The sequence below is a fragment of the Streptomyces sp. NPDC045022 genome (assembly GCF_056432605.1).
Genome location: NZ_JBWKIR010000061.1, coordinates 1 through 11,082, shown reverse-complemented (window position 1 = coordinate 11,082; position 11,082 = coordinate 1). Strand labels below are relative to the sequence as shown.

Annotated in this window: 9 protein-coding genes and 1 pseudogene; 1 reads left to right on the top strand and 9 read right to left on the bottom strand. The window is 73.0% G+C overall.

Translation table 11 applies throughout. The annotated features are described in order from the left end of the window. Positions 1 to 746: BBE domain-containing protein (locus AC07C1_RS40745; protein WP_478947159.1), on the top strand; the 746-nt coding region annotated here is incomplete at its 5' end. Between the two features lie 216 nt (positions 747 to 962). Here the strand turns inward: AC07C1_RS40745 and AC07C1_RS40740 are convergent. From AC07C1_RS40740 to AC07C1_RS40700, 9 genes and pseudogenes are all read right to left on the bottom strand, one after another. Continuing rightward, the gene (locus tag AC07C1_RS40740; protein WP_478947158.1) at positions 963 to 1,886 is read right to left on the bottom strand and encodes a hypothetical protein; all 924 of its coding nucleotides are present in this window, start codon (positions 1,884 to 1,886) and stop codon (positions 963 to 965) included. After that, positions 1,883 to 4,582, bottom strand: a complete 2,700-nt coding sequence (locus tag AC07C1_RS40735) for a PEP/pyruvate-binding domain-containing protein (RefSeq protein WP_478947157.1) — start codon at positions 4,580 to 4,582, stop codon at positions 1,883 to 1,885. The genes AC07C1_RS40740 and AC07C1_RS40735 overlap by 4 nt, the downstream gene beginning before the upstream one ends. A 16-nt stretch (positions 4,583 to 4,598) precedes the next feature. Next, positions 4,599 to 5,570: an NAD-dependent epimerase/dehydratase family protein gene (locus AC07C1_RS40730; protein ID WP_478947156.1), complete on the bottom strand. Its 972-nt coding sequence runs from the start codon at positions 5,568 to 5,570 to the stop codon at positions 4,599 to 4,601. After that, positions 5,567 to 6,217 carry a methyltransferase family protein gene (locus AC07C1_RS40725; protein ID WP_478947155.1) on the bottom strand — a complete coding sequence of 217 codons (651 nt, stop codon included), beginning with the start codon at positions 6,215 to 6,217 and terminating at the stop codon, positions 5,567 to 5,569. Before AC07C1_RS40725 ends, AC07C1_RS40730 begins: the two co-directional genes overlap by 4 nt. Continuing rightward, positions 6,214 to 7,227: an AfsA-related hotdog domain-containing protein gene (locus AC07C1_RS40720; RefSeq protein ID WP_478947154.1), complete on the bottom strand. Its 1,014-nt coding sequence runs from the start codon at positions 7,225 to 7,227 to the stop codon at positions 6,214 to 6,216. The genes AC07C1_RS40725 and AC07C1_RS40720 overlap by 4 nt, the downstream gene beginning before the upstream one ends. Next, positions 7,224 to 8,165: a carbohydrate kinase family protein gene (locus AC07C1_RS40715; protein ID WP_478947160.1), complete on the bottom strand. Its 942-nt coding sequence runs from the start codon at positions 8,163 to 8,165 to the stop codon at positions 7,224 to 7,226. Before AC07C1_RS40715 ends, AC07C1_RS40720 begins: the two co-directional genes overlap by 4 nt. Positions 8,166 to 8,318: 153 nt before the next feature. Then, positions 8,319 to 8,808, bottom strand: a pseudogene (locus tag AC07C1_RS40710) (S-adenosylmethionine synthetase N-terminal domain-containing protein); the annotation flags it as partial. Between the two features lie 181 nt (positions 8,809 to 8,989). Then, complete coding sequence (locus tag AC07C1_RS40705; RefSeq protein WP_478947153.1) at positions 8,990 to 10,219, bottom strand: cytochrome P450 family protein; 1,230 nt, start codon at positions 10,217 to 10,219, stop codon at positions 8,990 to 8,992. Positions 10,220 to 10,318: 99 nt separating this feature from the next. After that, positions 10,319 to 11,082, bottom strand: a 764-nt coding sequence (locus tag AC07C1_RS40700; RefSeq protein ID WP_478947152.1) for an FAD-binding oxidoreductase, incomplete at its 5' end; no start/stop codon positions are given.

Below are 11,082 nucleotides of genomic sequence, written 5' to 3'. Positions count from 1 at the left end.
GCGGAGGGCTGTACTTCGCGGCGGAGCATGTGGAGGACGTGCTGTCGGCGTGGCGGGAGTGGACCACCACCGTCCCCGACACCATGAACTCCAGCGTCGGGCTGATGGTCCACCCCCACCTGCCGTTCGTCCCGGAACCGCTGCGCGGCAGGTACGTCGCGCACGTCCGCGTCGCCCACACCGGAAGCGTCATGGAGGGACGCAGGCTGGTGGCCCCGCTGAAGGCGGTCGCCCCCCGGCTGATGGACAGCCTGCGCGAGATGCCGTACACCGCGTCCGGCTCCGTCTTCGACGACCCCGTCCATCCGCACGGCTACGCCGGCGACAACGCCTTCCTGCGCTCGCTCGGTCCCGACGACCTCCGTGCCGTCGTCGACCTCGCCGGCCCGCGGGCACCCGTGATGTGCATCGTCGACGTGCGCCACCTGGGCGGTGCCCTCGCCCGCCGCCAGGGCGCGCCCAACGCGATCGGCCACCGTGACGCGGCCTTCATCCTGCGGGTGCTGTCCCCGGTCGGCCCCTGGAGTCTGGACGAGGTCGTGCCCGTGCACGAGAAGCTGCTCACGGCCGTCGCCCCGCGGGTCACCGGCCGCAGCGGCAGCTTCGTGTACGGCGCGGGGCGTCCGGTTCCGGCGCACCGGATGCCCGCCCTCTACGACACCGGCGTGCACGAGCGCCTGACCCGCCTGAAGGCCGTCCACGACCCGGCCAACACGTTCCGGGTCAACCACAACATCCGGCCCTAGGGTCTCTCGTTTGGATCATGCCGGGCTCGCGGGGCCTGGCACCGCACCTCGCCGCGTTGTCGTCGGTTGCCATGGCTCCGCCATGACGCCCTCCTCCGCCTTGCGATGCACGGCGCCAGACCCCGCTCCCTGATCCGGCATGACCCAAACGAAGGGCCCTAGGACCGCCGCGTCACTGCCCGGGCGCAGGACCCCGGTGCCAAGGACATGTGCCGCTCACGCCGCCGGGCCACCGGTGGCCGCCCAGTGCGCCACCGGGATGGCGAGAAAGACGACGTACGCCAGCAACGCGGGCACTCCGGGCGTGTACCGTTCGCCGGGCCGCCGCAGCCAGCACACCCAGCCCCAGGCCAGTGCCGCGGGCGGCAGCAGGAACGCGCACAGCCACGGAGCCCCCCAGGACTGCCCGGACGCGGCCACGGCCACCCGGCCCGCGCAGCCCATCAGCAGCAGCGCCGAGGCCACCGCCAGGCTCGTGGCCGCGCCGGCCGCCGAGGAGTACAGCTTCTCGCCGGGCCGGGCGAACGGCTCGCGCACCGTCTTGCGAGCCACTTCCCACGACAGGTAGGCGAGGAGGAAGGACGCCACCGTCAGGGCCGAACGGCCCGCGGGTGCGGCGGCGCCCGCCGTACGGGCCAGCAGCACGGTGTAGAGCAGCACACCGGTCTTCAGCTGGACGGTCACCACGATGTTCCCCCACACCGCGTCCCGGAAGCGCGGTGAAAGCCCTTCCAGCCCCAGCAGGAAGAGGGCGTACGCCATGATCGCGGCGGCCGCCGCGACCGGCCCCGGCCCGGCGGCGGACGCCAGGAGGAGGCCGGCCGCGGCCGCACCGGCCAGGTAGGACCGGGCGGCACCGAGCGACACCTCGCCGGTGACCAGCGGCCGGTCCCGGTTGAACACCCGGTCGTAGTCGAGGTCCTTGATCTCGTCCACGACCCGCATGAAGAACAGTACGCACAACAACCCCGCCAGCCCCGCCACATGGCCGGCCGCACCCGTCCCGAGCGGGCCGCCCGCAGTGACCGGCGTGGCCAGGGTGCTCTGCACCGCCGCCGGCAGGAGCAGCACGTAGATGCTGTACTGGGCGAGCGGGAAGCGCGTGCGGAAGAACCGGCGGAAGACGCCCAGTGCCGTCACCGCGCGGCCTCCTCCAGGACCAGGACCCGGCCACTGGCCCCGTCGATCTCGATCAGGCTGCCGTCCGTGATCCGGGCCGTGGCCTCGGGAACGCCGACGATCGTCGGGATACCGAACTTCCGGCCGGTGATCGCCGTGTGCGACAGCAGCGAGCCACGCTCCACCACGATCCCGCGCGCCGCCAGCATCAGATACAGCCAGCCGGGGTCGGTCTCCCGCGCGATCAGGATCGTGTCCGGCGCCAGGTCCTCGCCCAGGGCCGGGCTGAGGACGACCCGCGCCCGGCCACGGACCCGCCCGGGACAGGAGCCGAGCCCGATGAGGACCTCCTGCCCGGCCCGGGCCGCGGCCGGCTCCTCGACGTGCGGCACCGACGTGGCGACCACATCCCCGGTGGCGAACTCCCGGACCGGGGTCAGCCGTCGCGCCCGCTCCCCGTCGCGGCGCCGGACCTCCACCAGCCCGGCGAGGTCGTGGGTGGTGCCCGAGCCGTCGACGAAGCCGAACAACTCGTCCAGATCGAGCAGGAAGACGTCCGCCGGGTCGGCCAGCACCCCGCGCCGGTGCAGGTCCGCGCCGAGCGCCGCGATCACCTGCTTGCTGTAGCCGAAGAGTTCACTGCGCATGTACCGGCCGGCCTCCCGGTAGTACAAGTGGGTGCGCAGCCGGTCGAACAGGAACAGCAGCAGCCTGCGCTCGAGGGGGCGGTCCGGCAGCAGCCGGCGCAGCCGTTCCTCGCCCTCCGCCCGTCCCGCCCGCTCGGTCTCCTCGAGGTCCGCCACACGCACGCCGGACAGGGCGTACTGCCGTACCACCTTGAGCAGTTCCCACGGAGTGTCGCGCAGATTGGGCCGTTCCAGCTTCAGCTCCTCGATGCCGCGGTCGCCGTACCGGCGCAGATGGGAGCGGACCGCCGAGGCGAAGACCGCCGGCAGCCGCCCGGACTCCAAGTCCTGCCACAGTTCCCGGGGATCCGCCTCGGTGATGCGGGCGAGCAGCCGATCGTCGGCACGCACCAACTCCGCGAGCCGTACCGCACCGAGCGCGATCTCCGCGCCGCGCAGCTGCCGTCCACCGCACAGCAACTGGCTGAAGAGCACGTCGTGGTCGGTGCTGCCCAGCCGTCGGAGCACCTGCTCGATCGCCTTGTGGTACAGCACCATGAACTGGTAGTTGATCAGTGTCACCCCCCACAGCCGGCCGGCCTGCCGCCACACCTCGCGGAAGTCCGCGACCAGTACCAGCGGGTGACGGTTCGCGGGCTCGTACCCCGGACCTCGCTTGTCACGGAGCAGCCGTCGCCACGCGCGCTCGAACGCGGTGAAGTCACGGGGGAGTGTGGCGTGGTTCCGGGCCGCGCGGGTCCAGCCGGCGGTCAGCGAACCGAGTCTCCGCAGCCGCTCGCTCCGGGTGGCGGACGGCCGGGCGGGCTCGTGATACACGGTGTCGAGCTCCGCGACCAGCCGCTCCCAGTCCCGGCGCAACCCCTCGAACATCGGCAGCGCGGAGAGCATCGTCGTGAAGGCGGTGATGTCGTGGTAGATCCGCCCGTCGAGATATCCGAGCAGCCGGCCGGTCGAGTCGGCCACCTCGTCCAGCCTGCGCTCGCCGACCCCGCAGCGGCGCAGGTAGTCGTGGTTGAGCAGCGCGTAGAACCGCCGTGCCACCGAGTACGTCATCGGGGTGGTGGTGCCCGGAAAGCTCTCCGAGACGTTGGCATTGCTCCACACGCGATGCCGGGCCGGTTCCATCGCGATCGGCCGGGACTGCACCACGTGCACGACACCGTCGGGGGTGAGGGTGGCCTCGATGTCCTGGGGTGCGCCGAAGAGGTCCTCGATCCGGCGGCCGAGCCGCGCCAGCGAGACCGCCTCGTGGTCGGAGAGGACCGGCTGCTCACGCCGCTCCACCGGGACCTCGCTCTCCACGATGCCGTGCCCGCGTGCGAGGTCCAGGGTGAGCATCGTGGACTTGACGGCGACCGTCCGCTCCACGCGATCCGCGCCCGGGGTCACGAAGTAGTGGTCCGTGGCGGTCTTCTCCTGCACGACGCCCTCGCCGATACCCCAGCCGGCGCCGATCACCGTGCGGCGGGCGTAGGTCGCCGCGTCGGCGGTGAACATCACCAGCGAGCGCTCCCCGAGGACCATCTCCTGGACCCCGACCGCGACGGCGAGTCCGCGCGTGGACAGCCCCTGCCGCCGCCGGTACAGCAGTGACTCGGGCCCGAACGCGGAGGACCAGCACCGGCGCACCGCCTCCTCGACGTCCTCCTTCCGGACGTAGAGGAAACTGTCGCTCATCCCGGCGAACGGATGGTCCGCGGAGTCCTCCCCGTGGTCCGAGTGCCCGGCCAGCACCGAGGCCCGTACCGCCAGCAGCGTGTCCGGTCCCGGGAACCACCGCTCCAACGCGTCCCGCAGTGCCGTCCGCGCCGCCTCGTCCAGGCGTACGTCCTCCACCAGGCCGCGTATCCGCGTGCTCGCCTCACGGAGCGCGTGCCAGTCCTCGGGACCGACGCCGTCGAGCAGGTGGTCGATCCGGGCGGCGAGGGGGCCCACGGCACGCCGGTAGGCGTCCCCGGTCAGGCAGAACAGCGGCGGTACCCGCACGCCCGCGTCATGCAGGACCTTCAGCCGGGCGAACTTCCAGCCCACGTGCTCGGGCCGCAGCGGGTCGTCGAGCGTCTCGATCATCAGGGTCACCTTTCGTTCACTTCGCTCGGCAGGCACGCAGCACCGCGGCCGGGGACTTCCCGGTGAGCGCGGATCCGATCTCGCGTTCCAGTTCCCGGACGTCGGCCCAGTGGGAGCGGGTGGCCAGTTCCAGCACGGTGGTCAACCGCCGTGCCCGGTGCCCCGGCAGCAGCGCGCCGGCCCGGATCAGCACCTCGGGCGGCAGCAGCCGGGCCGGGGTGCGGGCGGGCGGCGGGGCGACCATGCCGAACAGCTCGTGGAGCGTGACGGGCTCCCGGTAAGCCACGTTGAGCACCCGCCGCACGGGAGTACTCCGCAGCTCGCGGTCGTGGGCACGGGACACGAGCCGGACCATCACCTCCGCGTAGTCGTCGACATCCATCACGCTCAGCCGCACCCGCTCGGGCGCCAGCCGCAGCGGCATGGAGCGCAGCGCCGCCGCCAAGGGCAGCAAGGACCGGTCCTCCGCTCCGGGAAGGAACCGCGGCCGCAGCACGTAGGCGCCGCCGTCGCGGCGGCGCATCGCCTCCAGGACGAGCCGCTCGGCCGTGAGCCGGGTGCCGGCCAGCGGTGTCCCCGGCGCGGGCGGCGTGCTCTCGGCGACGTACTCCTGGGCGCCCTGCCCGTAGACGGACATCGAACTGCCGTGCACCACGCTCCGCACGGACGGCGGCAGCCGGTCCAGGACCGCGCGTGTACCGTCGACGTTGACCGCCCGCAGTCGTGCCATGTCCGTCTCGCGGTGCTCCGAGGCGAGGTGTACCAGCACGGTGGCGTCCGCCGGCGGGAACGCCTCCGGCAGCGCGTCCGGCAGCGCGCCGACCATCTGGTGGACGAAGGACGGCATCCCGCTGCGGGGAGAGCGCACCAGAGCGGTCACCCGCCAGGGTTCGCCGAGCGCCGCGAGCCGCCGCAGGAAGGCACGTCCCGTGTAGCCGGTCGCGCCGAGCAGGGCCACATGCGGGATCGCGGAGCGGGGCCGGCTCACCATACGAAGGGGACGAGCCGCTTGCGGCGCAGCGCGAACGCCCGGTAGCCGTCGATCGAGTACAGCATCCGTTCCTCCACCCGGATCCGGTAGACGATCGCGGGCAGGAAGGCGCCGAGGAGCAGCAGCACGCTGACGGGATTGCAGAAGAAGGCCACCATCCCGAGGTTGGCCAGGAGCATGCCCGCATAGGCCGGGTGACGCAGCAGCCGGTAGGGGCCGCCGTCGGCGATCCGGTGGTCCTCGACCGTGCGCACCCGGTGCGAGTAGAAGCGGCCGAGGGCACGGATGGACAGCAGCCGCAGGGCGACGCCGGCCGACAGGAGGGCCGCCGGGACGAGCATCCACGGCTGCCAGGGTGCGCGCGGCAGGGGACCGTAGACCGCCGCGAGCACGGTGGCGAGGCGGGCGAGGCCGTACACCAGCTCACTGCCCCGGTCGGCCTCGGAGGCCGGTTCCCCGGAGGTCCGGAAGCTGACCCCCACCTCGAGGAACACCCAGCCCAGGTAGGCGGCGATCAGCGCGGCCGCCATGCCCGAGGCCCGGTCGGGACCGGCCAGCAGGGCACGGACCAGGGCGCCGACGACAGCGCTGGTGCCCACCACGAAGAGGATGGCGGGGAACCGCCGGACTCCGGTGACGTTCATCGGGCCCCTTCCGCGTGTTCGGGCGCGGGCCCGGACGCGGCCGCCCGCAGCCGCCGGTACGCGGCGGGCGGTACGGTCCGGCCGGTGAAGGAGACATGACCGCGCGGGGCGTTCCCGACGAGCAGTTCGCAGACGACGCTCTCCTCGCGACGCTGTGCGCGGTGGGGGTGGCAGCGCAGGACCGGGCGGTGCGGCCACGGCCCTTCGTCCGGCAGGGACACCTCCAGGGAGCCCACGATGAACTGCCGGTCCGGCGGTGTCCCCCATGCCGTGTGGCTGACCATGGTCGCGGCCTGTCGGGCGGTCTCGACGAGCAGGGTCAGCGGATGGACGGCCCGCACCTGCGGATCGGCCGGGGCGAGTGCCTGGACGGTGTACGAGCCTCCCGCGTCCCGCAAGGGGCCGACGAGGACCCGTTCCCGGCACCGCTTGTGCACCAGGTCCGGGTCCGCGGGCCCGACCGGGGCTCCGGCGGGAGCCACGATGGGGGGACGGTGCTCGAACCGGGTGGGGACCAGGCGCAGTTCCGCCCGGCAGACGGCCGACCCGGCCTGGTGCACGAGCGCGTTCAGCAGGTGACCTCCGCCCGGGTCCGGCGCGGACTCGACCCGCAGCCGGGCCGTCGGGGCCTTCTCACAGAAGCGGTCGAACCACATCCGCAGGGCCGTCGGCTCCAGGCCGCCCGCGCGGTGGAGTCGTGCGGCGGCCCGCAGGGTGGAGTCGAGCAGCAGCATCGCCGGTACGTGATCCAGCGGATGATCGAAGAAGAAACGATTCTCTTCCTCGACGACCAGGGGGATCTCGACAGCGGACCCGGCCTCGACGCGCGGCTCGGCCGCGATGGCCGACTCCGACTCGACGGCTGTTTCCGTCTCGATGCGCGACTCGGTCCCGATGGCCGCCTCCGTCTCGATGGCCGCCTCCGTCTCGATGTCGGGCTCGCTCTCGGTGGCGGGCTCGCTCTGCGCCGCGGACCGTGCCGCGGTGCCGGCCTTGAGGAAGGTCGTCACACCGTCTCCATCAGCAGGGGCTCGACCGCTCGCGCCACCGCGCTGCCGTAGCCGCGATCGATCCGGTCGAGCACGTCGGACATGAACAGTCGGTAGGTCTGGGTCCCCGGTGACTCCACGGCCGCCGCGGCCACCGCGCAGCCCAGCTGGCACGCCGCGCGGTAGGGCCAGTCCCGGACGAGGCCCGCCAGGAAGCCCGCGCGAAAGGCGTCACCGGCGCCGGTCGGATCCTCGGCCCGCGCCACCGGCACGGCCCGCACCGTGAGCCGGGTCCCGTCGGCACCGCGGACGAGGACACCCTCCGCGCCCCGGGTGACGACCCAGATCCGCACCCGGTCCAGAAGCTGTCGCTGCGTCCATCCGGTCCGCTCCAGGAGGAGGGCCGCCTCGTACTCGTTGCTGAACAGCACGTGCGACGCGTCCACCAGGGCGCGCGCCTGCGCCCGCTCGAGCCGCGGCAGTTGCTGCGAGGGATCGGCCGCCACCCGCAGGCCGAGCCGGTGCGCGGCGGCGGTGTGCCGCAGCATCGCCGCGGGGTCGTCCGCCCCCACCAGGACCAGATCGGTACCGGCGGCGCCCGCCAGCACCTCGCACAGGTCGATCTCGCGCGCCTCGGCCATGGCCCCGGCGTAGAACGTGGCGATCTGGTTCTGCTCGCGGTCCGTCGTGCAGATGAACCGGGCGGTGTGCAGTGACGCGCTGATCCGTACGGCACCGGTGTCGACGCCGTGCGCCTCCAGCCAGGCGCGGTATTCGGCGAAGTCGGTGCCCGCCGCGCCGATCAGCAGCGGGCGCAACCCCAACTGGCCCATGCCGAAACAGACGTTGGCCGCCACCCCGCCCCACCGCACCTCCAGCCGGTCGGTGAGGAAGGAGAGCGAGACGTGGTCCAGCCGGTCGGCGACCAGGCCGTCCGCGAACCGCCCGGGATAGGTCATCAGATGGTCGGTGGCGATGGAGCCGGTGACCGCGATCCGTGTGCCGGTGGCCGCCACGTCAGAGTCCCGCGGCGATCCGGAGAGCGTCGACCCGGTCGGTGCGCTCCCAGCCGAACTCGGGGAGCTCGCGGCCGAAGTGGCCGTGGACCGCGGTCCCCGTCTTGCCGTCCGGCCGCAGGTAGGGCAGCGTGCCGTCCTCGCGGACGTCGGCGAGCCGACGTGCCAGAGCGTGGGCCGGCTGGGCCGGCAGCGGCATCAGCGCCGGCGTCTCGTCGCACGCGTAACCGAACATCAGCCCCTGGTCGCCGGCGCCGCCGGTGTCCACGCCCCGCGCGATGTCAGGGGACTGGGCCCCCAGGGAGACCGAGACCCCGCAGGAGCCGCCGTCGAACCCCTTGGCCGACCGGTCGTAGCCGACGTCCAGGACGGTACGCCGGACGAGCGCGGCGATGTCGATCCGGGCCGAGGTGGTCAGCTCGCCGGCGAGGTGCACCTGGCCGGTGGTGATCATGGTCTCCACGGCGACGCGTGCCTCCGGGTCCTGTGCGAGCACGGCGTCGAGGACCGTGTCGCTGATCCGGTCGGCGAGCTTGTCCGGATGACCCTCCGTGACGGATTCCGACGTGAAGAGGCGATGATGCATGGGCGGTCCTCCTGAGAGAGCGGGCATGCGGGCGGGCGGGACGCGCCGGACGGGGCCAGCGGCCCGAGCAGGGCACCCCGGGCGCGGACAGGCCGCGGGGACCGCTTCTCCGGTACGTCCGGCACCGCCGGTCATGGCCATGGGCGGCGCCTGTGCGGCCCCCGGTCGTGGCGTACGGCCGTCAGGACTTCTCGCCGCGCAGCCACGCCGGCAGGGCGCGGGGGCCGTTCGCGATGAAGGAACCGGAGCCCGGGATGTCCTCGCGTGGCTGTGCCAGCCGCATGGCGGGGAAGCGGGCGAACAGCCGGGGCAGTGCCAGACCGGCCTCCATGCGGGCGAGCGGGGCGCCCAGACAGTGGTGCACGCCGAATCCGAACGCCAGGTGCTCCCGGCGCTCACGGGCCGGGTCGAACTCCGAGGCGTCGGGGCCGTGCTGGGCCGGGTCCTGACCGGCCGCCGCGTAGGAGACGAGGATCGCGTCGCTCCGGCGGATGGTCACCTCGTCCAGATGGATGTCCTCGACCGCGAACCGCAGCGGCATGTGCGCGACCGGGCCGTGCAGCCGCAGTGTCTCCTCGACGACGTCCGCCCAGGTCGTCCGCCCGGCCCGCAGATGTTCCAGATGCTCGGGCCGGGAGAGCAGTTCGACGATCGCACTGCCCAGGAGGTTCGCGGTGGTCTCGTGCCCCGCCCCGATCATCAGCATCAGGGTGTCGGCCAGTTCCTGCTCGCCGAGCCGCTCACCGTCCTCGTCCCGTACGGCGATGAGCGCGGAGGTCAGGTCGTCCCCGGGCCGGGAGCGCTTGAGCGTCACCAGATCGGTGAGCACCTCGTAGATGGTGCGGCCGCGGGCCTGGATGTCCTCGATGGTGCCGGGGTTGCGGAAGAAGTCGTCCATCATCCGCATCAGCGCCGCTCCGGTGTCGTCGGGGACCCCGAAGAGCCGGCAGATCACCCGGAACGGCAGCGGATGCGTGAACTCCGCCCGCAGGTCGACGGGTTCGTTCTCCGGCAGTGCGGACAGCCTTTCCAGCATCTCCTCGACCGTCTCCGCGACGGCCGGTTCCAGTGCCTTCGTACGACGTGCCGTGAACGCGCCCGCGACCAGCCGCCGCAGCCGGGAGTGGTCCGCGCCGTACGCCGTGAGCATGTTCTCCACGGACACCCACGGGTACAGCGGCCAGTCGGTGGTGATCTCGCCGTCGCGGAACGCGGGCCAGTGCTGCCGTGGGTCCTTCGAGACGCGCGGATCGGTGAGCAGCCGTTTGACCGAGTCGTGCCGGGTGACCGACCAGGCGGGTACCCCGCCGGGCAGTTCCACCGGCACGGCGGCCCCCATCCCGCGGAGCGTCGCGGCCTCGGCCGCGAGCGCGCTCCCGGTGGGGTCTATCGGGTACGGCGTGTCGGACATCGGTGTGCCTCTTCCCATCTCGCAAGTGCCGGTGAGCCGCGCGGGCAACCGCCGCCGCGGCGGTCCAAGGGGAAGACCGCCGCGGCGGGTGCCGGATGCCTAGGCGCCCGCGGTGGGCGCCGGCGGCAGGTTGTAGTTCGCACGGAAGGTGTTGGCGGGGTCGTGGACGGCCTTGAGCCGGGTCAGGCGCTCGTGGGCCTCGGCGTCGTAGGCCGTACGCACCTGCTCGGCCCCGGCGTTCTCCCCGATCCCCATGAAGTTGAGGAACCGGCCCTGCGTCCGGGGCGCGACCGCGTCGAAGAGCTGCCGCTGTACCGGGCGCACGGTCTCCGGGGTGAACGGCCCCAGGAGCGGCGACAGCACGTACAGCAGGTACTGCGCGTCGCGGTGGCCGACCGCGTTGGGCGCGCCCTGACGGCGGGCGAGGGCACCGCCCAGGTGGCGCAGCTCGGTGACGCACATCACGGGGGCGTCGGGCCCCACGGTCTTGAGGATCGTGGACACATCGGACGGGGCCAGCTCATCGAGCATGGCGTCCTCCGCGTACCACGGCATGGGCATGGGCGGGTCGTTGTGGATCGCCGCGTTGTCCGTGTACGGCATCTCGCCGAGCGTCTCCAGCAGGCGCGGCGCGACCGCCCTCAGCGGGGCGACCAGCCGCTCGCCCTCGTCGGCCGGCCCGGTGTGGGCGATGCGCACGTGCGCGACGTACCTGCCGCGCAGCGGTTCGGCGACGACGGGCGCGTCCGGGACCGGGATGAGGGCGATGCTGGAGTTCATGGTGTCGGGGACGGTGGTGGTCCACTCCCGCCACGCCGACAGCACGTCCTCCACATGCTCCGCCGCGAAGTACAGCCCTCCGC

Coding starts and splice junctions, on each gene's coding strand:
- AC07C1_RS40735 (WP_478947157.1), bottom strand. CDS start 4,582: ATGATCGAGACGCTCGACGACCCGCTGCGGCCCGAGCACGTGGGCTGG.
- AC07C1_RS40725 (WP_478947155.1), bottom strand. CDS start 6,217: ATGAACGTCACCGGAGTCCGGCGGTTCCCCGCCATCCTCTTCGTGGTG.
- AC07C1_RS40715 (WP_478947160.1), bottom strand. CDS start 8,165: ATGACCTATCCCGGGCGGTTCGCGGACGGCCTGGTCGCCGACCGGCTG.
- AC07C1_RS40705 (WP_478947153.1), bottom strand. CDS start 10,219: ATGTCCGACACGCCGTACCCGATAGACCCCACCGGGAGCGCGCTCGCG.